The following is a 26,098-nucleotide window of genomic DNA, read 5'->3' as shown; positions in this document are numbered from 1 at the left end:
ATACAGTATGTTATTTAGGAGGACGAAAAAAGTCATGAAAGAAAAACTTAGTGAAATAAAAGGGGCACTGTTGACAGGTGTTAGCTATATGCTGCCATTCGTTATCGCCGGAGGAATACTGATTGCTCTGGGCTTCGCCATTGGCGGTTATGACATTCCCAATTCCGTGGAAGAATATGGGAACTTCGCTTCAACCATCTTCTGGTTAGGAAAAAAGGCATTTGCCTTAATGGTGCCGGTTCTGGGTGCCTATGTCGCCTATTCCATTGCGGATAAGCCCGGTATTGCTGTCGGTATGGTCGGCGGTGCACTTGCGGATATGCAGGGGTCCGGCTTCCTTGGTGCCCTGATTGCAGGTATCATTGCCGGTTACCTTGTGAATCTGTTAAAGAAAATCAATCTGCCGATGGCATTGAAATCACTGCTGCCAACACTGATTATTCCAATCATCGGGGTAGGGGCAATCGGTTTGATCATGGTATACGTTATTGGTACACCGCTATCCGCATTAACAACGGCTTTAACCGATATGCTGAACTCTCTGGGAACCGGAAATCTTGTCCTGCTGGGTATCATCCAGGGCTGTATGCTTGCCTTTGATATGGGTGGTCCCTGCAATAAGGTTGCCTATGCCTTCGCGCTTGCTGCTATGGATGCCGGAAACTACATGCCGATGGCAGCGAACTTTATCGGCAGTATGGCACCTCCGCTGGCAATCGCGGTTGCGGCACTGGTCGCAAAAAACAAATTTACAAAGGAGGAACGTGCAGCGGTACCCGGTCTGTTTGCCGGAGCATTCGGTATGATCACCGAATTCGCCATTCCGTTTGCGGCCGCAAATCCACTGACGGTAATTCCTTCTCTGATGGCAGGCTCCGCAGTAGGCTGTGCATTATCCTATGTATTCGGATTGACCATGCGTGCACCGCATGGCGGCTTGTTTGTACTGTTCGCATTGAATAACGCACTTCTGTTTATTGTAGCACTTCTGATTGCCGGCGCAGTCAGTGCAGCTTTACTGATCCTGCTGCGGAAGCCTGCAGTAGAAGCTGAAGAATAGGAAAGGACACAGGACTATGGCAAAACTATTTGATATCATGGGGAATTTCCCCTTTAAAGCAGAGGATAAGAAACCGACGCTGATTCGCAAGAGCGAGTATTCCACAGCGCTGTATCCACCCAACAACGCATTTACCTCTGACAACACCTTTACGATGGTTACGACGGATACCTTCATGCTCGGTATCTATGAGCTGGGTCCGGGCGGTGTCTTCGCACCGCTGGATATCCATCCCGGTGATGAATCCTATTACATCCTGAACGGTCCGGTCGTACAGCGAAGCGGAAACGGACAGTTTGCTTATCTGGAAACTGGAGAAGGGCTGTTCATGCCGGAGGGTGCATGGCACTGCTGTCACAATTTCTCCGATCAGAAGGCAAGGATCCTGTATTTCATCACACCGAAGGCATGGAGTGAGTCAATTCCGCCTGCTGTGATCCCAAGCGATGAGGAAACGAAGTTCTATAAGGGACCAAACAACGATACACTTCCGGATATGCGTGGAAAGATTCAGGATATCTCCCGTCAGGGCTGTACGGATGATATCGGTGCATGGCCGGTAGATCCCAGGGAAGCAAGAGAAACCGGTGCGGTCTATGCGGTCCGGGATTTTGAAAAGCTGAACAATGTGCATGGAACCAAGCATCCGATGCTGATGCGCTTTATCACCAGCAATGATTACGGTCACTTTGGGGAATTCATACTGCCGGCAGGCGGCTATGGACCAAGATGCTCCGATCCGGATACCCATGAAGGGGATGCGGCACTGTATTGTGTAGAGGGCCCGGTAACAGTCAATCTGGTCGATCTGGAGGAAAGCTTCGTACTGGAGCCGGAGGATACCTTCTTTATCCCGTCAGGAGTGAAGTATCAGCTGGTGAACTTTGAAAATCATCCGGTAAAAACGGTTTTCGCAATCACGAAGCTGTAGCTGGCAGGGAAGGCCGTGAGTGAATCGCTTGCGGCTTTTCTTCCTATCCGGCAGAGGAGCAAAGGATAGGATATATTGAGACAAACGGATGTTACTTGCGGGCAACTCGCAGGGAGGAAAGGAGCACTTATGAAGCTGGTAATCGGATGTGATGAGGCGGCATACCGCCTGAAGGAAGCAATGAAGGAAACTATCATACAGCTGGGGCATGAGGTGAAGGATATCGGGGTCTATCATGAAGCGCCGTCCCTGTATCCGGACATTGCGCAAAAGCTGTGCGCATGTATCACGGATGGAAGCTGTGAACGCGGTATCCTGCTGTGCGGGACCGGTATCGGTATGGCGATCACTGCCAATAAGATTCCGGGTATCCGTGCGGCGGTCGGACATGATCTGTTCTCTGTGGAGCGCAGCATCAAATCCAATGACTGTCAGGTGCTGTGCATGGGAGCAAGAGTCATAGCAGCGCAATATGCAAGGCTGCTGGTGGAACGCTGGCTGGAATGCAGCTTTGCCGGCGGTGCCAGTGCTGAAAAGGTGGCACGTATCATGGAAATCGAACAGGAATACAGAAGATAAGGAGGTGCAGGGAATGCAGAGAATCATCAATGATCCCAACATGGTCGTAGAGGATATGCTGAAGGGATTTGCGAAATGTCATCGGGATATCATCCATGTGGATGAAGAAAATCCCAGAGTCGTCATCAGCAATTCCTTCAATAAACAGAAAAAGGTGGGTATCGTAACCGGAGGAGGGAGCGGACATAAACCGGCCTTCATCGGCTACTGCGGAGAACATATGGCAGATGCGGTCGCTGTGGGGGAAATCTTTTCCTCACCGACAGCCAAGAGCTTCTATGACAGTATCCGTGCGGTGGATCAGGGCATGGGAGTCGCAGTGCTGTATGGCAATTATGCCGGAGATAATATGAATGTGAAGATGGCGATGGAGCTTGCAGAGGATGATGACATCGAGGTAAGGACCGTAGTGGCGAATGACGATGTGGCAAGTGCGCCAAAGGAAGACATCACCAAGCGAAGAGGTGTGGCGGGGGAAATCTTTCTATGGAAGGTCGGCGGAGCGAAAGCGGCACAGGGAGCTGATCTGGATGCGGTCATCTCTGCCGCACAAAAGGCAATCGAGAATACAAGAAGCGTGGGTGTCGGACTGGGACCGTGTACAATACCGGCAAACGGAAAGCCGAACTTCCAGATCGAGCCGGGAACGATGGAGTTTGGAATCGGACATCACGGAGAGCCGGGCGTATGTGTAAAACCGCTGGGGTCCGCGAAGCAGATGGCACAGGAGATGGTGGATATGGTCATCCGCGATGTACCGTTTAAAAGCGGGGATGAGGTAGCGGTACTGGTGAGCGGTCTGGGGGCAACGCCTGTCATGGAGCAGTATATCTTCTATCATGAGGTGGAGGAGCTGTTACAGCAGGCAGGTATACGGGTATACCGTTCGTATGTGGGGAACTATTTCACGTCACTGGAGATGAATGGTGTAACGCTGACGATGATGAAGCTGGATGAAGAATTGAAAGAATGTCTGGATATGGATTGTGCATGTGTGGGACTGACACAGGCGAGGAGACCGTGATGGAATATATCCGAAATGAGAAGAATGTGAAGATAGCGGAAGCGATATGTGAAGCGATCCACGAGAATGCAGCATATCTGAGTGAGATCGACGGTGCAATCGGAGACGGGGATCACGGAGTCAATATGAACAAGGGGTTTCTGATGGCGAAGGAGCGGCTTCGTGCGGATATGAGCTTTTCCGAGAGCATGAAGACGATCTCGCGGACGCTGGTGATGGATATCGGAGGAAGCATGGGTCCGATCTACGGAACGATGTTTTCAAGAATTGCAAGAGCGTGCAAACAGGAAGCGAAGCTCACAAAGGAGGTATTCCTAAAAGCACTGCAGGATGCCTTACAGGGCTTGCAGGAGCTGGCAGGGGCAAAGGAAGGCGATAAAACACTGATTGACACCCTTGCACCGGCGATAAGGGCATATGAGCAGGCGATGCAGGAAGGCAGAAGCTATGCGGCATGCCTGTGTGCGCTGCAGCAGGGAGCCGAGGCAGGCAGGGAACACACAAAGGAGCTTGTGGCAAAGATTGGAAGAGCAGCAAGACTGGGAGAGCGAAGCCGCGGCTATCTGGATGCGGGAGCGACGAGCTGCTGTATCATTCTAACGACGATGGCGCATCAGATGTGCGCGGATATCCTAGAGGAATAGCAGCGGGAAAGATGCAGAATAGTTATGTGAGGTCTGTATCTTTTTCTTTGCATAGCAATGAAAGCAGCGCAAACGGATTATCGGATTTGCATGAAGAAGACAGGGATGTTATCATATGACTGTGGAACATCGCCATAGCAAAGGCTGTCTGTATACATGGATAGGAAGGAAAATGACTGATTTAGCAGCTCTGCATTCGTTCTGATGGCATATGTCATGCCTGCGATTCTGCCGTTACGGAGAATGACGGCAAACAGCGCTTTCTGAATAGGCGGTAAGATAAAGGAGAATGGAAAATAATGATACAGCATATGGATCAAATAGCAGAGGAATTTATATCGCAGGACACGCATGGACTCATTACAAAAGCAATTGGTGCAGCCGCAGGCAGCGAACGGCTGTATGTGAACATTGATCGAATTCCGCCGGAAAGCTTCAGCACAAAGTATCACAGCCATTCCCAGCAGGAGGAGTTCTTTCTTGTTCTATCCGGAAATGGGACTGTGCGGCTGAATGATAAAAGCTATCCTGTTACAAAGGGTGATTTTTTCGCAAAGCCCTCCGGACAGAATATTGCGCATTCCATATACAATTTTGGCGATACCGATTTGATACTACTTGACATAGGGACGGTAGAGCAGGAGGATACCTGTTATTATCCTGATGAAGATATGTATCTTTTGAAGTCGAACGGGCAGCGAAGAATCATAAGCGGTTCTGATTTTAACAATGAATGGACAACAGAACCCAATGCGGATGAAGCAGGGGACACATTGTAAACGGATGAATCATGGAGTGTCATTTATTGAATTTGTGAAACCGTCTCATTGCATGCAGAAAGAAAACGTATTATGCTTAGTGCAGGAGGTGGCAACCATGGCAAATGAGGACAAAAAGGATTTCAATGCTATGCTGCATGACAGCAAGGATATGCCAAAGATGAAAATCATTACAGATACCGAAAGCATTAAAAAGTACGGAGGCAGTCGTATGTATTTTGCACCGCCTATCGACTATGACACGCTTATGCGGAGAATTCCCTTTGGCAGGGTAACCACGGTCGGGGAGCTTCGTGATTATTTCGCACGAGTGAGTCATGCGGATTTTACGGAGCCGATCACTGCCGGTATTTTCGTTTCCATTGCGGCATGGGCAAGTGTTCAGCGAAGGGATGATCCAACCCCCTACTGGAGAACGCTGAAGGCTAACGGAGAGCTGAATGCCAAATATCCCGGAGGTGTGAGTGCGCAGAAGGAAAAACTGGAGGCGGAGGGCCATACGGTAATTTGCAGGGGAAGAAAAAATATCCGTTATTTTGTAAAGGATTATGAAAATGCTCTCTTTGATTTCACACAAGGCGAGCAGGCTTCCTGATACTTATAGGAAGGATATGCGCTAACAGCAGCAGGGATGGACAAGAGGATGATTTTCACGGACAGCAGGTAAGGCATGTATTGGATCTGCTGTCTTTTTTTTGCTCTGTGCAGGGAAAAAGCGCTGTAAACAAGTGCGTTTCAGCTATGCTTGTCCGCTGCTTCCACATCTTCATCCTTGTACTATATGGTATAAGCTTAAAACCATGTGGATTAGACCACTTGGACCATGGTATAAACCATAAGAATAAGCGGTTTCATAAAAAAATATCACAAGACTGCAACAGCAATCACAAATTGTGTTAAAAAATAAAAAGTGGAAATAATGTGATAAATAAAGGGTTATTTGCTTTTTTCAGAGATTGTCTGCGGCGTTTGAACAGAAAAAATTAGAAATTTAGAAAGAAAACGCTTGCATTATTTAAAGGGGTGTTGTATCATATGAGTGTACCAAGTGGTATAGACCACTAGAAAGGGGTAAAACTCATGACAAATATCTTACTTGTATGCTCTGCAGGAATGTCAACCAGTATGATGGTTAAGAAAATGCAGGAAGCAGCGGCAGAGAAAAAAATCGAAGCAGAAATATGGGCTGTCGGTGATGCGGATGCTGTCAACAATGTAGAAAAAATGGACGTTATGCTTCTGGGACCTCAGGTTCGTTTCCTGGAATCCAAAATGAAGGCGATTGCAGGAGGAAAACCGGTTGCAGTCATCGACATGCAGGCATACGGCACCATGAACGGAGCGAAGGTTCTGGAACAGGCGTTAAAGCTTCTTGGGATGTAAAATCCCTCACAATGGCATTGTCACTATCGGTAACAGGTGGCTCCTTTTACCGGACAGTGTAAAATAATTCATTTTTAGGAGGAGAAAGAAAAATGGAAAAATTCACAGCGTGGATGGAGAAACATTTTGTGCCGATTGCGGCGAAAATCGGTTCTCAGAAACATCTGGTAGCGATTCGTGATGGATTCATCGGTATCATGCCAATTACCATGGCAGGTGCTGTCGCTACATTATTAAACGTATTCTTCCGTGATCTGCCAAACAATTATCTGCCGGACTGGCATATTGCAGAAACATTCCAGTGGCTGATTGGAATCAACGGAAATGTATGGTGGGGAACACTGGCAATGCTGGCCATTGCATTTGCATTTTCCTTCGGTTACCATCTGGCTAAGGCCTATGATGTGAACCCGCTTGCTGGAGGTCTTGTTGCACTGGCTTCCTTCGTTACGATCTTAGCACAGAGCGCTACCTTCAACTATCAGCTTCCTGATGTTGCAGTTGATGCACTGAACACATTAAAGAGTGCAGGACTGGATGTTGCGTTGAATGACACGAAAGATGCTATATTACTGTATAATGCTACCGGCTGGGGCTTCCTGCCATATGCTTGGACAAACTCCGGTGGTCTGTTCTCTGCATTGATTATCGGTCTAATTTCTGTTATCATTTATGCGAAACTGATGATTAAGAAAGTTACCATCAAGCTGCCTGAGCAGGTACCACCAGCAGTATCCAAAGCATTCGCTGCAATTATTCCGGGTACCATCGCTATCTACACTGCAGGTATCATTCAGTTCTTATGTACAGAATTCTTAGGAAACGGTCTGCCTGAGCTGATCAACCAGTATCTGCAGATTCCATTCCAGAACCTGTCACAGGGTCTTGGCGCTATCATCATTCTTGTATTTGCTGTACAGGTATTCTGGTTCTTCGGTCTGCACGGACCAAACGTACTGGCTCCAATTCTGGACGGTGGATATATTCCATTGCTGAACGACAATACAAACATCTACAATACTGCTATGGCTGCAGGAAAATCACTGAATGATGTTGTTGACCAAATGTTCGTATGGACACGTGGTTCCTTCGATGCCTTTGTATGGATGGGTGGCTCCGGATGTACCATTGCACTGCTGATTGCCATCATGATCTTCTCCAAGAGAGACGATGCAAGAGCAGTAGCAAAACTGAGTCTGCCAATGGGCTGCTTCAACATCAACGAACCGGTTATCTTCGGTCTGCCAATCGTATTAAACCCTATCTACTTTATTCCTTGGCTGATTACACCGGTTATTCTGGCAACAATCGCTTATCTTGCAACAGCTTCCGGACTGATCCCACCGGTATTCATCACAGTACCTTGGGTAGTTCCACCAGTAATCTATGCAATCCTGGCAACAGGTGGTAGTCTGATGGCCGGAGTTATCGCCGCAATCAACCTGGTTGTAGCAGTGCTCTGCTGGATTCCGTTTGTTATCGTTGCAAACAGAATGAACAACGTAGAAGAATAAAAACTATAGCAACAAAAGTAAATAGAAAGGGAAGAGGATATTTACTCTTCCCTTGCTTACTATAAGGAGGACAATATGGAAGGTTTAGAACTGATCTGTTTTGAAATTATCTCTAGCGTGGGAATGGCACGTTCACTTTACATCGAAGCCATTCAGGAAGCGAAAGCCGGAAATTTCGAGCAGGCACAGGAGCTTATCAAGCAGGGGGATGAATCCTTCACCGAGGGACACCATTCCCATGCAAAGCTGATTCAGCAGGAAGCCGGCGGGGAAGCCACACAGATGACGCTGCTGCTGACACATGCTGAGGATCAGCTGATGAGTGCGGAGGCATTTAAAATCCTGTCTCAGGAATTCATGGATTTATATAAGGAAATCAAAAAGTAATTAAAAATAAGGGAAACAAGAGGTGAACAGAATGATATACATCAGTTGCGGATTAAATCAGGAATTTATTATTGATCTGCTGGAGAAGACAACGGAGGAAGGCGTCAGCTTCAAATATGAGGGAAAAACGGGAATCAAGCTTGCATTTCACGTAAACACAGAGGATCTTGACAAGGCATGTGCAATCGCCAAGAAAACCATCAAGGCTACACCAATCGGTAGCGTAATGTACTTTCAGGTAACTATAAAATAAAAAAGCGAACAACATAGGAAAAAGGTGATATTTATGACACGCTGGGGCTTATTTGCTGTAACAATCGGCTGCATCATCATGATGTATTCTCAAACTTATAATGACTTTTCACAAAAAATATTGTATTGTATTTGTGGTGTCACTGTTTTATGTCTGGGAGCCTTTATGGTATACAAGGACAAAAAGAACGTTAAAAAGAAATAAAAGGAGAAGCACATGATCAAAGTAGAAGAAAAATTGTATGTGAATGCGGATGTTTTTTTCGATAAAATCGCAGAGTCAATTGCATACGATATCACAGCATCAACGGGTAAGAATATTCGACCGAAGCAGATTCACAAAGGGTTTTCCTACACGAAGGATATGAAAAACAAGATGAAGCGTGAAGGAAAGGTCAAGGTCACGATTACGGATTTTGAAGCTCCGCGGATTTACAAGGCGAAATTCGAAAGCAGTCAGGGTATCAATACAATTTCCTATGAAATTGAACAGCTGGATGAAGATCATATCGGTGTAACGTATATGGAAGATTTTTCCGGAGCCAGCGGTGCGAAGAGCGTGAATTTTAAAATTATGTCCTTCTTCTATAACCGCGGGGCGAAAAAGAAGGCAGTAAAGCTGCTGCGTAACATGGAAAGCTACATTCAGAACGAAGCAAAAGAGAAGTCAGAAGCAACCGAATCGTAATAGTATTGGCTGCTTGTCAAAGGAGGAGCTAATCATGGCTAGATTAGGAATTTCTCTTTATCCAGAGCATTCAACTCTGGATAAAGATAAAGCATATGTGACACTTGCCGCAAAATACGGATTCAAACGAATCTTTACCTGCCTGCTGAGTGTAGAAAAGGAACGCGAGGAAATCCTTGCGGAATTCAGAGAATTGATCGACCACGCACATTCCTATGGAATGGAAGTCATCCTGGATGTTGCGCCGTTTGTATTTGAGAAGCTGCATGTTTCTTATGATGATCTGTCATTTTTCGCAGAGATGCATGCTGACGGTATTCGTCTGGATGAAGGATTTGATTCATTGAAGGAAGCTTTGATGACCTATAATCCACAAAATTTGAAAATCGAAATCAACGCAAGTCTGGGTACGAAATATCTGGACAATATTATGAGCCATTATCCAAAGCTGGATAATATCATCACCTGTCATAACTTTTATCCGCAGCGCTACAGCGGAATCAGCTATGAGCATTTTGAAAAATGCAGTCAGGACATTAAGGATTTGAATATTAAAGTCGCTGCCTTCGTATCCTCTCAGGAAGAGGGAACCTATGGCCCATGGCCGGTGAATGAGGGTCTGTGTACTTTGGAAATACACCGTGACCTGCCAATCGATGTGCAGGCAAGACATTTGTTTGCCACAAGACTGGTGGATGATGTCATCATCGCAAATGCTTATGCGAGTGAGGAAGAGCTCTCTACGCTTTCAAAAATTGATCCCGGTAAGCTTACCTTCAAGATTGATTTTGAAGCGGATCTTCACCCGACAGAAGAAAAGATCCTTTACGAGCACCCGCATTTTGTTCGTGGAGATATGAGCGAGTATATGGCGAGAAGCACCATGCCGCGTGTTACCTACGCTAAGGAAAGCGTTCCGCCAAAGAATACAAGAGATTTAAAACGTGGTGATGTTGTCATTGTAAATGATGAATATTCCCGTTATAAAGGAGAATTGCATATTGTGTTGAAGGATATGCCGAATGATGGAAGAAAAAATGTCATCGGTCATATACCGGAGGATGAGAACATGCTGCTGGATTATATCAAACCATGGAAATCCTTCGGCTTCATGCGCTAGTATCAGGAAAGAGGTGAAACTATGGCAACTCCTATCTATCGGAAAATCAAAGACCTAATTATGCAGGAAATTGAAGATAAGGCTGCCAATTCACCTATTGATTCAGAACGTGACATGGCGGTTCGCTTCGATGCGAGCCGTATGACTGTGCGTAAAGCAATCGATGAGCTTGTTGATGAGGGTTTCCTCTACCGCGATAAAAACAAGGGAACCTTTGTCGCAGACCGCAAGCTGCTGAAGAAGAATACAGCTGCGGAAATGCTGCAGGAAGAAATCAGTGAGTTCATCGTCATGTATTTTAATGTAAAGGATGCCGCAGACATTGCACCGATACTGGAAATCGATCAGGATGATCAGGTGTTGAGCGTTGTTCGGCTGAATACCGTCAATTCCAAGCCGACCAGCGTTGAGGAGATCTTCTTTATTCGAAACCAGATATCCGATGCAGATATGAAAAATCTGAAAAATCTGCTGGATATGAACGATTATGTAAAAAACGGACGTGTTACGCAAAAGTTCATACCCATGCTGGTTCCGGTTCAGTTTGCGAATCTGCTGAAAATCAAGATGAACACTCCCATCATCCGTGTGGAGTCAGTAATCAGTAGTATGAGCGGGAAACCGCTCGTTTATGTCCGTGCTTATAATAACCCTTTCGAAAATGTGATAGAAATTACCTTATAATATGATGAGACGCACCCGGTAGCCCAGCCGGGTGTTTTTATACACGGATTCGTATATGGAATATGTGATGGGAGTATGCCGCAGCATCTGCAAATAAAGCTGTCTTCTGTAACCGATTACAAATGTTAATTGACGTCTACTTTTAAGCGCATTAAAATAGGAAGTGATAAAACATAATACGCCGTAATGCCTGATGAGTAAGGAAGGAGGTATTGGATCGAAACAGCATAGGAGAGTATGCGATAGCAATCGGATATACAAAGGGAAGTATCCGATGTGTTACCTATAACGGTGATGGCTGTCAGTGGAATGATTGAAAAATCAGTAGCTCATAACCCGGAGTGGATCACCGGTTTGGGCGTAGGTATTCATTTACTTATACTTTATGAAATACGTACAAAACAGCAGCTTTTGCTGTTTTTTTGTGCATTATACGACCATATTGCCTAAAAAACAAGCTATACATAAATGTATACTATTTGAGATAGCGAGAGGGAAAGAGCATGACAAAGATTATGATAGCTGAGGATCAGCAGTTAATTCGCGAGAGCCTGAAAATCATTCTGGACTCTATCGAGGGGTTTGCAGTGACTACTGTTGTAGGAAATGGGGAAGAGGTATTGCAGCATCTGGAGATAAAGCGTGTTGATATGATCCTGATGGATATTCGTATGCCGGTTATGGACGGTGTGGAATGCACACGTATCGTGAAAGAGAAATATCCGAATGTCCGTGTTCTGATTTTAACAACCTTTGTTGATGATGAATATGTAATGAAGGCACTTGCCTATGGTGCCAACGGTTATATCCTCAAAGGGGTTTCACTCGGTGAGCTGAAATATGCCATCGAAACCACAATGGAGGGCGGCAGTGTTCTGAATCCGTATGTCGGTGCAAAAATGATTCATATGATGCATACTGAAAAAGGGCTGAAGATGGAGAACCAGGACCATAAGCGCGTGAATCAGTGTGTAAGGAAGCTGAGTGCACGGGAGTGGGATATCATCAATGCCATAGCAAAGGGGATGTCCAATCGTGAAATCGCTGAAAAGATGATTTTTACAGAGGGAACGATACGAAATTATCTAAGTATCATTCTGGAGAAGCTGCAGCTCAGAGATCGTACGCAGCTGGCGATATGGTATCTTCAAAGCGGGGCAAAACTGCGGCATGCCTGCTGATATGGGAGGATCCACGCAGGAATTAGCTACAAAGAGTTTAACGAATGTCAATGTAAGTGATTACAAAATACACTGGGTTGGCATTTTCTCTTTCGATATACTTTAAACAGAACATCAAAAAGATGTCTGAAGGATGAAAAAAGGAGAGATCGTATGACGAGAAAAACGACAAGAATGCTGACAGCCTTACTGTCATGCTCCATGGCAGTAACCAATGTAGTACCTTTTCATGTAATGGCTGAAACTGCTCCGGGTGATCCGCAGGAGGAGCAGGTACCTTCAACAAAGAATCAGGAGCAGGATACAAAAGAAACAGCGCCTGTCTCATTGACAAATTTCAAGGGGGATCATGTTCGCAGTGAGGGCGGCAAGGTGATGCTGGATAATACCGGTGGTGACAATTTTGCAATGAGTGAAGATAGTAAGGTAATTGCGGATGATTTTCACTATAGTGCAGATTTGACAATCAAAAGCGGTGATGCGCAATGCGCTGCACTGCTGGTCGGTGTGGGAGATCGAAATGATCCCAGCAAGGCATGGAGAGCCGCAAATGTCATCAGGCATGAGGGAGAAAACAAAATGCGCATGTTCCGAGTGCCCGGGGATCATAATTATCAGCCCATGCAGGTATTAAATGACTATGATTCTACAAAAACGGTACATCTGGATTTGGATATAAAGGCAAACGGGGACTTTACCTACAAGGTGACCAGTGAAGGCGGCAGTGAAAATGTGATGAGCGGAAATATGGATGATTGGGCCGGCGGATATATCGGAGTGTTAACCTTTCAGACAGAGGCAGAGCTATCCAATATTCAGTTTACAGATCGAACCGTGAGGGCGGATGATAGCTTATTCCATACAACACTGGAAAATCTGCGAGGTTTGCAGGGAAGCTGGAAAATCACAGAAAAAGGTATGCACTCACAGGGAAGCGGTGATAACTTTGCAATCTCCGATACGAAAATAGAAAACTTCGAGTATTCCGCCAACATCAACAATCTGGATAAAAAGGGTGCCGGGGCACTGATGTTCCGTGTACAGAATCCCGATAATCCACAGGCAGGATGTTATGTGATCAATGCGGATTACACACATAATATTTTCAAGCTGTTTGAATTTCCGACAGGCGGCAGTATTGCCGAGGTTCCTTTGAGCGATGTGGAGCCAAATGCAGACGGCTCCTATGATATCAAGGTAATCGTCGTTGGTGAAGACATCTACGTTTATGCCAACGGAAAGGGAATCATGCGTGAAAAGGACAGCCGTCATAAGGGGGAATCCTATCTCGGACTGCTGACATGGGATGGAAATATCGAATATCAGAATCTGAATCACAAGGCCGCAAGTGAGCTTCCTGCTGTTGAAGAGGCGAAGCTGAGTGATTTCAAAATATTAACGAATGGTGTGACGATTACGCCAACGTTTGATCCGAATGTGAAAAACTACGGTATGGATATCCCGGCAGGAGTGGATCGTGTCGTGATAAAGCCGGAATCCAGCGGGGATGTTTACATTACGCTGAAGGATCGTAACAACAAGGTGACAAAGGAAAAGCAAAAGGTTACGGATACCTTTACCTTGACAGCAGAGGACTTTGATATGAATTTCCTGAACATGGGAGTTACCATTGAAAAGGACGGATTTTCTGAGAATATCAATTTTGCTGTAAATAAATGGCTGTCAACAGAAGAGCTGGCACAGCAGCCGTACCGCGCGCAGTTCCATGTGACACCGCAGATCAATTTTATGAATGATCCCAACGGCATGGTGTATGATTCCACCGACGGCTACTGGCATTTATTCTATCAGTATTCGCCAAACAACAACTTCTACAAGCAGTCGCAGGCACATGTCCGTTCCAGGGATCTCGTTCACTGGGAACAGCAGCCGCTGGGTCTGCAGATTGATGAACACGGTCTGATTTTCTCCGGTTCCGCTGTAGAGGATAGTGAAAACACATCCGGCTTATTCAACAACAAGCCGGGAGAATCCAAGCTGGTATCTATCTATACATATCATGATGAAAAGACAGGAAAACAGTCGCAGGGAATCGCATCCAGTAAAGACCATGGAGTTACCTGGCAGAAATATGCAGGGAATCCGGTAATACCAAATGAAGGAAACACGCTCTCCGGAAATGATTTCCGTGATCCGAAGGTGTTTAAAATTGATGGGGACGCCAAGGATAAATGGTATATGGTGACAGCCGGGGGAGCAGCACAGATTCACGTTAGCGATGACCTGATTCACTGGGAAAAGTCGCAGCCGCTGAAATACAAAAATGGAGAACAGATTCTTTCGGAGTGTCCTGGATTGATTCCGGCAAAGGTAAACGGAACAGGAGAAACAAAATGGATTTATAACGGAAGTGCCGGATTCTATGTGGTGGGAAGTATGAAACCGGATGAAAACGGAATTTATAAATGGACTGCGGAATCAGATAAAATAGATATTGATTCCAATGCCAATCCATGGGGCGGTTTTGGAAAATATGCAACAATGACATTCTATCGGGACGGTACCGGAAAAAACCGTCAGATTGGAATCAGCTGGCTGCAGGACTTCATAGAATTTGATGGCAAAACCTATAAGGGACTGCAGTCTCTTCCACAGGAGTACGGATTGAAGCAGGACGCAGACGGCAACTATATCGTTACATCAAATGTCGTGGAGGAAGTGGATAAGCTGAGAGATACAAAGCATATACTGTATCAGACAGAAAATAAAAAGGTTTCCTCATCCGATGCCAATATTCTGCGAGGCGTATCCGGCATCCGCTATGATCTGGAAGGGGAATTCACGCTGGGAACCGCAAAGGAATTCGGATTTAAGCTGCGCAAGGGAAATGGAAAGGAACTGATTTTCAAATATAACAGGGAAACACAAAACATGTATGTGGATGGCAGAAATGCAGGCTATCATGTAAACAGTGGTAATTTCTCCTATACCCTGAAACCGCTGGATGGGAATAAGGTTAAGCTGCGTATCATCATCGATCAGGGTGCTGTGGAAGCGTTTGGAAACGATGGAGAGGCCAATATTTCTACCGCTATGTATCAGGAAAACAGCAATATCGGTATGGAATTCTTCTGTGATGATGGAGATGTTACGATTGATCAGCTGAAGATTTATGATATGAAGTCCATGTATACCGGCAAGTCAGGCTCTGAATCGGAAGCACCGCAGCTATATCTGTCAGCACCGCGGGAAGCACAGGTTCATACGGAATTCCGTGTTGATACCAACATGTATCCGAATATGGAAAGCGGTGATGTCGTTTGGACACTTGATCCGGGATTACAGCTGGTGAAAGAAGAAAAGGGAAGTATCGTTGTTTCCGGCAGTAAGGAGGGAACCTATAAAATCAAAGCCAGTGCACAGGGTCTGGAAAGGGAAGTGGAAATCAAACTATTCACATCCAGCTTTGCTTCCAATATTCCGGATTGGAATCTGGATGGAGGAATCTGGGCGAAAACTGCAGATGGGGTGATTGGCTCCAATACCGGCGGTGACAGCTTTTTGATTCATGATGCCCGGATCTACAAAGACAAACCGTTTATTTACGAAGCAGATATGCATATTCTGGAAGGTACGGCTGCAGGTATCGTATTCGGTGTCAGCGATAGAAACAATCCGTCAGCTGACTGGTTTTGTGCAAACATAGAGCGAAAGGATGACGGCAGTTCCATTGCCAAGCTGTTTAAAAACCAGAACGGTGAAATCTGGAATGTGACAAAAGTGATTCCCGCAAAGAAATCCAAAGCAGCAACACAGGCGCATTTGAAGGTTGTGTATGACGGTGCCGGTAAATCGGAGTACTGGCTGGATGGTGAAAAGATTTTGGAACGAAGCAATGTGGATATGCAGGATGGCTATCTCGGCGTACAGACATTCCGTTCAACAACGGTCTTTAATAACGTAAATGTACAATACCCGGGTGCATCTGTTGTAAGCCTGATGGAGAAGATTCCGGCGCTAACGATTGCATTTGGTGATAAGACATTACAGGATCAGCTGCCGAAACAGATTCGTGTCAAGCTCGATAACGATGTTGAATTGCTGGAGACGATCACATGGAATCTGGAGGATGTGAATGTAAACAAAGCCGGTGTGTACACCTTACGTGGAAAAGCAGCCGGGCACACCATAGAGGTGAAGGTCACGGTAAGGGCAGATAAAAAAGAACTGCAGAAGCTTCTGGATCAGGCCAAAACCTATGTGGAGAAAGACTATACAAAGGATAGCTGGAAGGCGTTTGAAGCGGCATGGTATCGTGCAGCTGCAGCGTATGCAGATGAAACTTCCACGCAGGATGATGTGAACAGCTGTGCTGCTGCTTTGGAAAAGGCGATGCAGGGGCTGGAAAAAGCAGTGATAACAGCTGACAAGAGGGATTTGAAGGAGCTTGTGGCATCTGCGAAGAAAATCAAAGCGGAAGGCTATACTGCAAACAGCTATGCCGCGCTTGAAAAAGCCATTGCCGCAGCAGAAAAGGTGCTGGCAAATGAGAAAGCTTTACAAAGTGAGGTGGATACGGCACTGAAGAATCTGAAGCAGGCGGTTCTGGCACTTGAAATCGTACAGGGTACAGCAAATAGAGATCAGCTGCAAAACCTGGTGTCTATTCTGAAGACTGTTAAAAAGGACAGCTATACGGCAGCCTCCTGGGAGGCATTTGTTAAGGCGCTCAGGCAGGCAGAGGCTGTGCTGGCGAATGAGTCAGCGGATGAAGCAGCTATAGCCAAAGCATATGAGGCCTTGCAGCAAAGCTATCGTAAGTTGCAGCCGGTATCCGCTGGGGATGATGAGAAGCCACAGGGGGATGGACAGAAGGAGCCGTCAAAGCCTGATGCTGAGCATCCGGATACCGGAGATACGACATCAACTGGCGCAGCCGGTATGCTGACGCTGCTCGCCGGAGGTGCTGCTGTTGTTCTTCGTCGAAGAAGGAAGCAAGGCAAATCTGAAAACTAAGATAGATAATTATATACAGAGAGCTCACACCATGATGTGAGCTTTTCTGCATACTTAGTTACAGCAAGTAATTCCATGCTGCATCTCTGTCATTTAGAGTAAGGCAATTGCAGTGGGCAGGTAAGCAATAACCGAATACACGAAAGATTGCAGTCGCCTCTGTAATAGCAGAAATGAAAGGGGATACAGAGAAAAAGTGTCCTCTTTTTCGTTGGATATCCCTGATTCACTGTAATTTTTCTCTTATTTCTAGTATAATAAAAATATTAGTTTCAGGAGGCGCTTATATGGATAAAACAGTATTGGAGAAATATACAAAAACATATGGTACACGTTTCAGTCGAAGACAGAAGAAGCGTTTTATCGAAGCATTGCATCAGGATTTTCACGCACTTGGTTATGAACCCACGATGATTGAAGGAAAAAAGCTGCTGTCACATGCGCATAATTATTTATATGGAAATATGAAGCAGATGAAGACGGTCATTGTTGTTCCTTATGACACACCGGAAAGAAAGTTTTGGAAAAAGGTGCTGTATTTTCCTTTTGACGGCACCAAGACGGCAAACAAGACCATGGTGGCAACCTATGTTCCGATCTTCCTGTTCTTTGCGCTGATTTTCGGAGGTCTGTATGGGTTGCAGCCGCTGATTACTTCAACGGGACTGGCGTCACTGATATCCTTTGGGTTATTCCTGCTGACTGTCATGCTGATGTACTGGATGATGCACGGCTTTCACAATGCCCATAATTATAACCGGAATTCTGCGACAATAGCCGCAGCTGTTGAAATCGCAAAGGGACTGAACAGGGATGAGCGCAAAAAGGTGGGCTTTCTGTTTACCGATAAGAACAAGATGCGTTTTATCGGTGCAGAGGCAGCCGCAAAGGATCTGGCAAATGCGGGGAAGAATCCGACGCTCATCTGTCTGGACTGCATCGCAAAGGGCAGTGTCGTACAGATCGGCTTCAATCCGCAGAACCGTAAGCTGGCAAATGAAATAGCCAAATATCATCCGAAAAAGAAATCCATCGACGTCATCAAGCTGAATGAGGAAATGCGTACACAGAATGCCATGGCGTATTTCAAAAAAGCTGTTGTCATTTCCTGCGGTGAACTGGATGATGCGGGAAGCCTCTGTGTCATTGGAACCGGTACCGGCAAGGATCGTGATATTGAGTTGGAGACACTGGACGGCAATATCACCATGGTGAAAGAATATCTGCATAACCAGAAATAAAAGAAGGAGGGAGCTGCATGATTCGTAAACTACTATCCCTTTTACATAATAAAATTTTGATTGTATCGATACTGATTCTGATTCAGCTGTTCGTATTTTTCGGTATCGTCTTCAAGCTCAGCGAATACTTTGTGGCGATTTATTTTATTCTGATCGCCCTAAGCTTCTGCATGAGCATTTACATCATCAATAAAAATGACAATCCGACCTATAAGCTGACCTGGGTGCTGCTGATCATGGCTGTACCTGTCTTCGGAGGACTGATCTATCTGCTGTTTGGCGGACAGAAGGTTCCCAAGGAGCTGCGCAAGCGAGACAGCGAGGCACTGGAAAACTATCAGGAAATTTCCTGGCAGAATACAGAAATCATGGAGGCTCTGGAGGCAGAGGATCCGCTTGCACACAAGCAGGCCAACTATTTATGGAAGAATGCAATCTTTCCCATCTACAATCATACGGAAACAACCTACTTTCCGGTAGGTGAGGAGAAGTTCAAGGCAATGGTGGAGGAGCTGAAAAAGGCTGAAAGCTTCATTTTTATGGAATACTTCATAATCGCCCCCGGTGTGATGTGGGATACCATTCTGGACATTCTGATCGATAAGGTGAAACAGGGTGTGGAGGTACGTGTCATGTACGATGATGCGGGCTGTATTACAACGCTTCCGCAGGACTACTATCTGACACTGAGAAGGCTTGGTATTCAGGCAAAGGTGTTCAATCCGATCAAGCCGCGGCTTGCCATGCAGATGAATAACCGGGATCATCGAAAAATCCTTGTCATTGACGGAAAGGTGGGAATGACCGGGGGAATCAATCTTGCAGATGAGTATATCAATCAGAAAGAGCGCTTTGGTCACTGGAAGGACTGCAGTGTCATGATTCGGGGAGAAGCTGTATGGAATCTGACGCTGATGTTTCTGCAGTTCTGGAATTATGATGAAAAGGAAAAGGATGATGTATTTTCCTATAAGCCCGATTTCAAGGTGTTTGAGAATATTCACAATGACGGCTATGTGCAGCCGTACAGCGATTCCCCGACAGATGAGGAAAATGTCGGAGAATATACACATATCAATATGATTAACAGTGCCAACCGGTATGTATATGCGACTACTCCGTATCTTGTTATCGATAATGAGATGAAAACAGCACTGCTGCTGGCGGCGAAAAATGGAATTGATGTTCGTATTCTTGTACCGCATATTCCGGATAAATGGTATGTATTCGCAGTAACACGCTCCAATTATAAGGATCTGATTGAGGGTGGTGTAAAAATATATGAATACACACCGGGCTTTGTTCATGGAAAAAGCTTTGTTGTAGATGATAAAATGGCAATCGTCGGTACGGTGAACATGGACTATCGTTCCTATTACCTGCATTATGAATGCGGTGTATGGTTCTATCGCAGCAAGGTGGTTATGGATGTGAAAAGGGATTATCTTGAAACACTTTCAAAAAGTCATCAGGTAACACTGGAGGAATGCCGGCAGATCCGGCTTCCGATTCGTATCATGCGGGCAATTTTAAATCTGTTCTCACCGATGATGTAAAGAGAAAAGACCTAAGGGTCTTTTTCTTTCTGTAGAAGGAAATGAGTTCCTAACTAAGCGATAAATATACAGGATGTGCATGTACGGCTCTGCCTTTGACCACTTTATCCATTTGAAATCATTATCAAAGAAGCTTTGTCACATATCGGTATCAGTAAATTCATAAAGAAAACGGTGAGCGCTTTTTTGAATGAAAATTAAGCATATGTATCTGTATGCATAAGAATAAGACTTCATCCAACCCCGGGAAGCAGCTTTTAAATTTCTTTTTTTACAAATATCATTGCCTTATTGTGGACATTCTTCCGATTTTGCAGTAGCATGATAAGGCAGGTTTTTTTTCAGAGGGAATCTATGTGTTGGAATATGGATTTACTTAGCAGCAATTATACAAATGAGATGAGGAGGAATTTCATGAACAGCAGTAAAATGTATATCCACCTGTTTGACGGCTTTACGATTGAATATGGTGGAGAAGTGTTCAATATGCGGGATTATCTGTCCCGCCAGTCTCTCAGCCTGTTGGAAGTTTTGATCCTGCAGGATCAAAATAACGTCTCCAGAGATTTTCTGATGGAGCTGTTTTGGGAAAACAGTGATAATCCGCTGAGTTCTCTGAAATTCAACATCTTCCGTCTGCGTAAGCTGCTGAAGGAAATTCATACGTTCCAGGATATCGAATTTATACACACAGAAAAGGGTGGTTACCGTTTTCAGCCGGAGATTGAAACCATCGTCGATACATCCCTGTTTGAGAAGGAATTTGCGGCAATTGAAAAGGCAGCCAGCTATGACGACAATACTTCCGTACATGCGAGAATAATCATTGATTTGTATGATGGCGGTTTATATAACGATACGGAGCAGCTGTGGTTCATGCAGAAGGTGGAATATTTCCGTAATGTTTTTTTATCCGTAACGGATAAGCTGTGTGCGTATTATCTTCGCAGTGCGCAATATGCGGAATTAAAAAGCATTGCGTTGAAGGCGGCCACTCTGGAGCCCTCAGTTGAAGAAAACCATTTCTATTATATACAGGCTCTCATCAGTGAGGGCGATTACGCTGCGGCATATGAATATTACCAGACCTCTACCAGGATGCTGGTAAGCGAATATGCGATCAGTCTTTCAGAAAAAATGAAAGAGCTGTATTCCGATATCATCGGAAATAATGAAGAGAAGAAAAATATTGAGGGTATCACCTCCTATTATAAGAGCAAGGAAATTTCCAGAGGGGCATTATACTGTGATAATACTGCATTTGATTATATTTACGAAATTTCCATGCGAAATGCAGTACGCGAGAATTTACGGTATTTTCTATTCATTTTCGAAATTAAAGCAGACGGAGATGATGAGAAACGTCTGGAGAAATTACTGGAAAAGGCGAAAGTCTCCATACAAAGCTCTTTAAGAAGCGGGGATGTGTTCACCCGATTGAACCGATATCAGTTTCTTGTCCTTCTGCCATGCCGGCTTGAGGATGATGCGTATCGGATTGCACAGCGTGTATCCTCGAGCTTTCAGGGAAAGGTGCGTAATCGTAAGGAACGACTGCACTATTATATACAGAATACAAATCAGTAAATTAGAAATGAAGAGTTCATGCACCTGCTGAACTTTTTTTTGTCCGAGGATGCAATCTAACCAAATTCTAACTCCTCCAGCTCTATACTAATCGTGTAAAGTGGGAAATACTTTATATACACCATAAGAGAAAGGAGAGGATGTATATGAAAAAAGGGTTCAGTAAGTTGCTGTTAGCTATCGTAATGACATTGCAGCTGGTACCATCCTCTATGACTACTATTGTAGCAAATGACAATATAGCTTACGCAGATGATTTTGTACAGATTACAACAGAGAATAAGCCAATCGCTGTATATGAGACAGGAAGCGGTGATATTCCTGAGGGAGTTTCAAAGTTAAATGTCGCAGTGCATGTGGATGGCGCTGAAAAGACGTCAGGGGTACTGACATTTGGTTCAGCTACCAATCCGGAGAAAACTGAAATAACAGCTAATGCGAACTATGCAGTTGAACAGGTCAAAGTAAATGGCGAGGCATTTGATAACAGCATAGTTTATAACAGAGAGGTTGGGGAATCAGAAAAAAATCTGGTAATCAATGTCTATACGAAAGCGACTGCTACGATTCATTATCAGGACCTGGAGGGGAACCGGCTCGCAGCGGATGATGTAAAAGAGGGGAAGCTGCATGAATTGCTGACAATTGATGCAAAGGCAATTAACGGGTATACAGCATTAAAAAGAGAATGCTAGCGTTATGGTATTGGAAAATACAAGCAATGAGATTACTCTTGTATATTCCAAAGCTGAATTAAGCGCACCTGTCGATATATCATTTGATTTAGCCGGGGGTGCTTATAATAATTCGGAAGAACCTGTAATTGTTCATGCTGAAAGAGGCAATCGTATATCCGAAACTGCGATTCCAACACCTGTACTGAAAGATAAAAATTTCAAAGGCTGGAAACTGGACCAGGATCAGAAAATATATTCCGGTAAAGATATATCAGCTATGGCTATTCATAGTAAAATGAATTTCAAAGCTGTTTATGAGAATAAGACTTACACGAAAAAGGCTGAATTCTTTGTACTATTACCTAGCTCTGAGCTTCCGAAAAATCTGGCAGGTAATTACAATCCGAAGAATTTCGTCCCTTCAAACAGCAATCCATGGTATGGCCCAAACTGGGCAGGAAATGATATAATGCATAATCAGGGGACCGGCTTCTCAGGATTTATAAGTGATGAGGCATACCAGAAAGCTTATGTAAACAAGAAGCCTATAACGAACGAAAATGGTGTTGACAGTAACTACATTTACGTTCCCGAAGGACACATACCTTTGAAATACACTGTCAGAAACGGTGTAGATAAAGGGAAGGAAATAGAGCTTACTAACATTGTCTGGTATTCAATAAAAAGACAGGATAATCAAAAGCCGCATGTGGATGGCTATATTAAGGCAGTAGAGGTTGAGATTGGTTATTTTGCCAATATAGACGGTTTTGATACATCCGTGATTGAGCATGCGGTGACGGGAAATGAATACGAGGTAAAAGATTATAGCAGTTTGGAAGGATTTCCACAGAGAAAAGGCTATATATTTACCGGATGGAATACAAAGGCCGATGGATCAGGAACCAGGTATGCAGCACATGCGAAATTTACAGTGAAAACTTCGGTAGCTCTTTATGCACAATGGAAGAAAACAGATCAGAAATATACAATCCAGCATTTTGATGAGGATAGCAATAAAAAAATTCATGATGATGAATATAAGGATGCAAAATTTGGAGATATAATAGAAGGATCCAGCTGTCAGCTTCCAATTGAAAACTTTACATTTACAAAAGCCAATACGCTGAGTGTCGATACGGATAATAAGAAGAATATCATAAAGGTTTATTATAGTAAGGATGAAAACAAGGATCAGATTCCGGATAAGTATCAGATAAAGGTGATGTATAAAGCAGTAAACGGAACAATAGATGCGGCACATGAGAATGAACCGGGAAATAAAATGTTCTACGTTATCCTGTATAAGAATAGCGAATATGCAACCGTTGAAGACGGTGGAATCGGACATCTGAGTGACGAACAGATAGCTACAGCTACAGCGGCAAGAGGCTATGATCAGAATAGCTTGAAATGGTCTCCGAAAACACCGACAACGAAACTGGATTTAAATGAGGATACCAGTTTCATTGCTGAATTTACAAAGGGCAGCTACGACTACAGCATAGAATATTATTATGACGGTGTAAAGGGGAAAACCGATACAAAGAATGCTGCATTCGAAGAAGTGATTACACTGAACCCGGATGTCTCTGTAACGTATGGGGGAAGTCCGTATGCTTTGGATAAGGTAAAAAACAATCCTTTAACCATTGATACAGAAGCAGCAAATAATATCATTCGTGTTTATTATGCAAAGGATACCAACGGAAACGGAAAGCCGGATTACAAGGAAGAAACATACAATGTGAACTTCGTAGCCGGAGAAAACGGAAAACTGGAAGGAACCACGTTATATAAAGATTATCTTTCAGGCACAGCAATCAACAGTGCAGAAGGCTACAAAGAGCCAAAGGCAGTTGCTGATGAAGGCTACGCGTTTGATAAATGGGTAGTGAAGGATGTAGAACACAAAGCCGGTATCGAAACGGCAGAGCCTGGGACCTATAAGGTAACAGGAAATACTGTGGTATACGCTGAATTCGCAAAGGATACCAACGGGAACGGAAAGCCGGATTATAAGGAAGAAACATATAATGTGAACTTTGTAGCAGAGACAAATGGTACACTTACAGGTACTACCTTATATAGTGGTATACTTGCAAATACAAGGATTGGCAATATCACAGGATTTGCAATGCCAGTGCCTACGGCTAATTTGAACTATGCGTTTGATAAATGGATAGTAAGGGATGTAAATCACCCTGAAGGTATAGAAATCAATGACCCAAGTACGTATATTATCCATAGTAATACTGTATTCTACGCAAGCTTTGAAGAAGATCATCATGGTTCAGATTCAACGGATCCTGAGCAGCCTGACAATGTACCGGATAAATATCAGGCAGAGGTTTCATTCGCAGCAGTAAACGGAACCGTCAGCTTCAACAAGACATATGTCACTCTCTATGATAAGCAGGGAAATTATGCTGAGGACGGAACCGGTAGACTTACACAAAATCAGATTGCAACTGCTACAGCGAACAGTGGATATCACTTTGTAAACTGGACTCCGCAGACTCCGAAGCAGGGGATGGAAATTACAAGCGAAGGGGCTGTATTCACGGCCAATTATGCAATCAATACCTATACTGCAGCTGTTCGTTTCCTCAATGAGGATACAGGGGAAGAACTCGCGCCTGCTATAACGGTAAATGATATCGAGCATGGAACCTATCTGTATGGTGAAGCCCACAGAATCAGCATTCCGGGATATGTGTTTACAGTTGCAGATACAAAGGTCGTTGAAAGTGAGCATGTAACCGTCAACGTATACTATTCTGCGGATACCAGAGGCGGATTGCCGAATCCGGATACAACACCGGATGGTACACCGGATAAATATCAGGTACGCTTTGCATATGTTGCGGATACCAATGGCTCCGTTACAGGAACAACCGTAGAATATGTTACCCGTCCGGGTAACGATACAACAGCAGCAGTAAGACCGCAGGCATTGGTAGATGCTATTGCAAATGATGGGTACAGCTTTATGAGCTGGACAGCAAATGGCAATGCTTATGTGAATACAGACGCTATGAGAAACACCTATTTCACTGAGGATACCGTATTTACTGCAGGCTTTGCAGAGGTTGTAGCTCCGATACTTCCAACGCCGGTAACACCTACGCCTCCTGCAGTAACACCACAAAATCCAGGTACTCCGATACCGGCAGCACCAGCAGCTCCTCAGATTCCTGTGAATCCAATTACTCCTCCAATCGTCGTACCGGTCATACCGACACCAGCTCCGACACCGGCACCGAATCCAGGACCGATTGTGAATGAAGATGATCCTGATCAGCCGCAGGGTGGAGAAAGCACAGAGGTTCAGGAAAATCCAACTCCGAAAGGCGGCGGCTCACAGAATGAATGGGCATTGATCAATCTGATCTGTGCCGGTGGTACGGTACTTCTCGGTCTGTTCCTTCTGTTATCCAAGCTGAAGAAGGAGGAAGAGGAGGAAGATGAAAAAAACTTCCGCAATGAGAAATGATGAAGAACAGTCAAAAGGCTATAAGAGAAGAAAATGGCTGCGTGTGGCAAGCACGATAACAGCAGTTGTCTCTGTAATAGCATTCTTCCTTACGGAGGATATTACACTTGCGATGGTTCTGGTTGACAGATGGACACTGCTTATGGCAGCCTTCCTAATCGTACAGGTAATCTTCGTTCTGTTTGGCAGAAAGTGGAAAGAACTGGATGATAACAAAAACAATACAGAAACCGCTCGCTCATAAAGATTAGAAAACAGTCATGAATGTGGCTGTTTTCTTTTTATATCAGTGTATCTAACCAAAAACTAATTTTCGAATATATATAATGGAAAAAAGG

The 26,098-nt window shown here is 44.6% G+C and carries 22 protein-coding genes; all 22 read left to right on the top strand.

Going from position 1 to position 26,098, the window contains the following annotated elements; translation table 11 throughout:
• Nucleotides 1-34 precede the first annotated feature (34 nt).
• The 22 genes from KSZ58_RS17060 (at nucleotide 35) to KSZ58_RS16955 (ending at nucleotide 26,004) form a co-directional block, all read left to right on the top strand.
• Nucleotides 35-1,060: a PTS fructose transporter subunit IIC gene (locus KSZ58_RS17060; RefSeq protein ID WP_008818785.1), complete on the top strand. Its 1,026-nt coding sequence runs from the start codon at nucleotides 35-37 to the stop codon at nucleotides 1,058-1,060.
• A gap of 16 nt (nucleotides 1,061-1,076) precedes the next feature.
• Complete coding sequence (locus KSZ58_RS17055; protein WP_008818786.1) at nucleotides 1,077-1,991, top strand: cupin domain-containing protein; 915 nt, start codon at nucleotides 1,077-1,079, stop codon at nucleotides 1,989-1,991.
• Between the two features lie 129 nt (nucleotides 1,992-2,120).
• Complete coding sequence (locus tag KSZ58_RS17050; RefSeq protein ID WP_008818787.1) at nucleotides 2,121-2,570, top strand: RpiB/LacA/LacB family sugar-phosphate isomerase; 450 nt, start codon at nucleotides 2,121-2,123, stop codon at nucleotides 2,568-2,570.
• Between the two features lie 13 nt (nucleotides 2,571-2,583).
• On the top strand, nucleotides 2,584-3,594 hold the full coding sequence (locus KSZ58_RS17045; RefSeq protein WP_008818788.1) for a dihydroxyacetone kinase subunit DhaK: 1,011 nt from the start codon (nucleotides 2,584-2,586) through the stop codon (nucleotides 3,592-3,594).
• On the top strand, nucleotides 3,594-4,238 hold the full coding sequence (gene dhaL / locus KSZ58_RS17040) for a dihydroxyacetone kinase subunit DhaL (RefSeq protein WP_008818789.1): 645 nt from the start codon (nucleotides 3,594-3,596) through the stop codon (nucleotides 4,236-4,238). Before KSZ58_RS17045 ends, dhaL begins: the two co-directional genes overlap by 1 nt.
• A 311-nt stretch (nucleotides 4,239-4,549) precedes the next feature.
• Complete coding sequence (locus KSZ58_RS17035) at nucleotides 4,550-5,017, top strand: cupin domain-containing protein (protein WP_224721061.1); 468 nt, start codon at nucleotides 4,550-4,552, stop codon at nucleotides 5,015-5,017.
• Between the two features lie 97 nt (nucleotides 5,018-5,114).
• Entirely contained in the window at nucleotides 5,115-5,612 is a 498-nt protein-coding gene (locus tag KSZ58_RS17030) for an MGMT family protein (protein ID WP_008818791.1), read from the top strand.
• Nucleotides 5,613-6,097: 485 nt separating this feature from the next.
• The gene (locus tag KSZ58_RS17025) at nucleotides 6,098-6,400 is read left to right on the top strand and encodes a PTS sugar transporter subunit IIB (RefSeq protein ID WP_008818792.1); all 303 of its coding nucleotides are present in this window, start codon (nucleotides 6,098-6,100) and stop codon (nucleotides 6,398-6,400) included.
• Nucleotides 6,401-6,492: 92 nt separating this feature from the next.
• Entirely contained in the window at nucleotides 6,493-7,914 is a 1,422-nt protein-coding gene (locus KSZ58_RS17020) for a PTS sugar transporter subunit IIC (protein WP_008818793.1), read from the top strand.
• 75 nt (nucleotides 7,915-7,989) lie between these two features.
• Nucleotides 7,990-8,301, top strand: a complete 312-nt coding sequence (locus KSZ58_RS17015) for a PTS lactose/cellobiose transporter subunit IIA (protein WP_009587753.1) — start codon at nucleotides 7,990-7,992, stop codon at nucleotides 8,299-8,301.
• A 31-nt stretch (nucleotides 8,302-8,332) separates the two neighbouring features.
• On the top strand, nucleotides 8,333-8,554 hold the full coding sequence (locus KSZ58_RS17010; protein ID WP_217752831.1) for a hypothetical protein: 222 nt from the start codon (nucleotides 8,333-8,335) through the stop codon (nucleotides 8,552-8,554).
• Nucleotides 8,555-8,770: 216 nt separating this feature from the next.
• Nucleotides 8,771-9,241, top strand: coding sequence for a DUF3284 domain-containing protein (locus tag KSZ58_RS17005; RefSeq protein WP_008818797.1), 471 nt, complete (start codon nucleotides 8,771-8,773; stop codon nucleotides 9,239-9,241).
• 34 nt (nucleotides 9,242-9,275) lie between these two features.
• Nucleotides 9,276-10,361: a DUF871 domain-containing protein gene (locus tag KSZ58_RS17000; RefSeq protein WP_008818798.1), complete on the top strand. Its 1,086-nt coding sequence runs from the start codon at nucleotides 9,276-9,278 to the stop codon at nucleotides 10,359-10,361.
• 21 nt (nucleotides 10,362-10,382) lie between these two features.
• Nucleotides 10,383-11,045 (top strand): GntR family transcriptional regulator, encoded by a 663-nt coding sequence (locus KSZ58_RS16995; protein ID WP_008818799.1) that lies wholly within the window; start codon nucleotides 10,383-10,385, stop codon nucleotides 11,043-11,045.
• 503 nt (nucleotides 11,046-11,548) lie between these two features.
• Nucleotides 11,549-12,226, top strand: a complete 678-nt coding sequence (locus tag KSZ58_RS16990; protein ID WP_008818800.1) for a response regulator transcription factor — start codon at nucleotides 11,549-11,551, stop codon at nucleotides 12,224-12,226.
• 153 nt (nucleotides 12,227-12,379) lie between these two features.
• The gene (locus KSZ58_RS16985) at nucleotides 12,380-17,203 is read left to right on the top strand and encodes a GH32 C-terminal domain-containing protein (protein WP_009270946.1); all 4,824 of its coding nucleotides are present in this window, start codon (nucleotides 12,380-12,382) and stop codon (nucleotides 17,201-17,203) included.
• A 287-nt stretch (nucleotides 17,204-17,490) separates the two neighbouring features.
• Nucleotides 17,491-18,444 (top strand): hypothetical protein, encoded by a 954-nt coding sequence (locus KSZ58_RS16980; RefSeq protein ID WP_009270945.1) that lies wholly within the window; start codon nucleotides 17,491-17,493, stop codon nucleotides 18,442-18,444.
• Nucleotides 18,445-18,461: 17 nt separating this feature from the next.
• Complete coding sequence (gene cls, locus KSZ58_RS16975; RefSeq protein WP_009270944.1) at nucleotides 18,462-20,000, top strand: cardiolipin synthase; 1,539 nt, start codon at nucleotides 18,462-18,464, stop codon at nucleotides 19,998-20,000.
• 414 nt (nucleotides 20,001-20,414) lie between these two features.
• Nucleotides 20,415-21,587: a BTAD domain-containing putative transcriptional regulator gene (locus KSZ58_RS16970; RefSeq protein ID WP_009270943.1), complete on the top strand. Its 1,173-nt coding sequence runs from the start codon at nucleotides 20,415-20,417 to the stop codon at nucleotides 21,585-21,587.
• 146 nt (nucleotides 21,588-21,733) lie between these two features.
• Entirely contained in the window at nucleotides 21,734-22,282 is a 549-nt protein-coding gene (locus tag KSZ58_RS16965; RefSeq protein ID WP_009270942.1) for a MucBP domain-containing protein, read from the top strand.
• 4 nt (nucleotides 22,283-22,286) lie between these two features.
• Nucleotides 22,287-25,760: an InlB B-repeat-containing protein gene (locus KSZ58_RS16960; RefSeq protein WP_217752830.1), complete on the top strand. Its 3,474-nt coding sequence runs from the start codon at nucleotides 22,287-22,289 to the stop codon at nucleotides 25,758-25,760.
• Complete coding sequence (locus tag KSZ58_RS16955; protein ID WP_009270940.1) at nucleotides 25,732-26,004, top strand: hypothetical protein; 273 nt, start codon at nucleotides 25,732-25,734, stop codon at nucleotides 26,002-26,004. Before KSZ58_RS16960 ends, KSZ58_RS16955 begins: the two co-directional genes overlap by 29 nt.
• Nucleotides 26,005-26,098: the final 94 nt, after the last annotated feature.

The sequence above is a fragment of the Erysipelatoclostridium sp. DFI.2.3 genome (genome assembly GCF_019132535.1).
In the GTDB taxonomy this organism is placed as follows: domain Bacteria; phylum Bacillota_I; class Bacilli_A; order Erysipelotrichales; family Erysipelotrichaceae; genus Clostridium_AQ; species Clostridium_AQ innocuum.
The sequence above is the reverse complement of the archived record's forward strand: the minus strand, read 5'-3'. Positions and strand labels throughout refer to the sequence as shown.

Excerpts from the sequence above, each read along its gene's own strand:
- KSZ58_RS17060 (WP_008818785.1), top strand. The coding sequence starts at position 35 with ATGAAAGAAAAACTTAGTGAAATAAAAGGGGCACTGTTGACAGGTGTT.
- KSZ58_RS17055 (WP_008818786.1), top strand. The coding sequence starts at position 1,077 with ATGGCAAAACTATTTGATATCATGGGGAATTTCCCCTTTAAAGCAGAG.
- KSZ58_RS17050 (WP_008818787.1), top strand. The coding sequence starts at position 2,121 with ATGAAGCTGGTAATCGGATGTGATGAGGCGGCATACCGCCTGAAGGAA.
- KSZ58_RS17045 (WP_008818788.1), top strand. The coding sequence starts at position 2,584 with ATGCAGAGAATCATCAATGATCCCAACATGGTCGTAGAGGATATGCTG.
- dhaL (WP_008818789.1), top strand. The coding sequence starts at position 3,594 with ATGGAATATATCCGAAATGAGAAGAATGTGAAGATAGCGGAAGCGATA.
- KSZ58_RS17035 (WP_224721061.1), top strand. The coding sequence starts at position 4,550 with ATGGATCAAATAGCAGAGGAATTTATATCGCAGGACACGCATGGACTC.
- KSZ58_RS17030 (WP_008818791.1), top strand. The coding sequence starts at position 5,115 with ATGGCAAATGAGGACAAAAAGGATTTCAATGCTATGCTGCATGACAGC.
- KSZ58_RS17025 (WP_008818792.1), top strand. The coding sequence starts at position 6,098 with ATGACAAATATCTTACTTGTATGCTCTGCAGGAATGTCAACCAGTATG.
- KSZ58_RS17020 (WP_008818793.1), top strand. The coding sequence starts at position 6,493 with ATGGAAAAATTCACAGCGTGGATGGAGAAACATTTTGTGCCGATTGCG.
- KSZ58_RS17015 (WP_009587753.1), top strand. The coding sequence starts at position 7,990 with ATGGAAGGTTTAGAACTGATCTGTTTTGAAATTATCTCTAGCGTGGGA.
- KSZ58_RS17010 (WP_217752831.1), top strand. The coding sequence starts at position 8,333 with ATGATATACATCAGTTGCGGATTAAATCAGGAATTTATTATTGATCTG.
- KSZ58_RS17005 (WP_008818797.1), top strand. The coding sequence starts at position 8,771 with ATGATCAAAGTAGAAGAAAAATTGTATGTGAATGCGGATGTTTTTTTC.
- KSZ58_RS17000 (WP_008818798.1), top strand. The coding sequence starts at position 9,276 with ATGGCTAGATTAGGAATTTCTCTTTATCCAGAGCATTCAACTCTGGAT.
- KSZ58_RS16995 (WP_008818799.1), top strand. The coding sequence starts at position 10,383 with ATGGCAACTCCTATCTATCGGAAAATCAAAGACCTAATTATGCAGGAA.
- KSZ58_RS16990 (WP_008818800.1), top strand. The coding sequence starts at position 11,549 with ATGACAAAGATTATGATAGCTGAGGATCAGCAGTTAATTCGCGAGAGC.
- KSZ58_RS16985 (WP_009270946.1), top strand. The coding sequence starts at position 12,380 with ATGACGAGAAAAACGACAAGAATGCTGACAGCCTTACTGTCATGCTCC.
- KSZ58_RS16980 (WP_009270945.1), top strand. The coding sequence starts at position 17,491 with ATGGATAAAACAGTATTGGAGAAATATACAAAAACATATGGTACACGT.
- cls (WP_009270944.1), top strand. The coding sequence starts at position 18,462 with ATGATTCGTAAACTACTATCCCTTTTACATAATAAAATTTTGATTGTA.
- KSZ58_RS16970 (WP_009270943.1), top strand. The coding sequence starts at position 20,415 with ATGAACAGCAGTAAAATGTATATCCACCTGTTTGACGGCTTTACGATT.
- KSZ58_RS16965 (WP_009270942.1), top strand. The coding sequence starts at position 21,734 with ATGAAAAAAGGGTTCAGTAAGTTGCTGTTAGCTATCGTAATGACATTG.
- KSZ58_RS16960 (WP_217752830.1), top strand. The coding sequence starts at position 22,287 with ATGGTATTGGAAAATACAAGCAATGAGATTACTCTTGTATATTCCAAA.
- KSZ58_RS16955 (WP_009270940.1), top strand. The coding sequence starts at position 25,732 with ATGAAAAAAACTTCCGCAATGAGAAATGATGAAGAACAGTCAAAAGGC.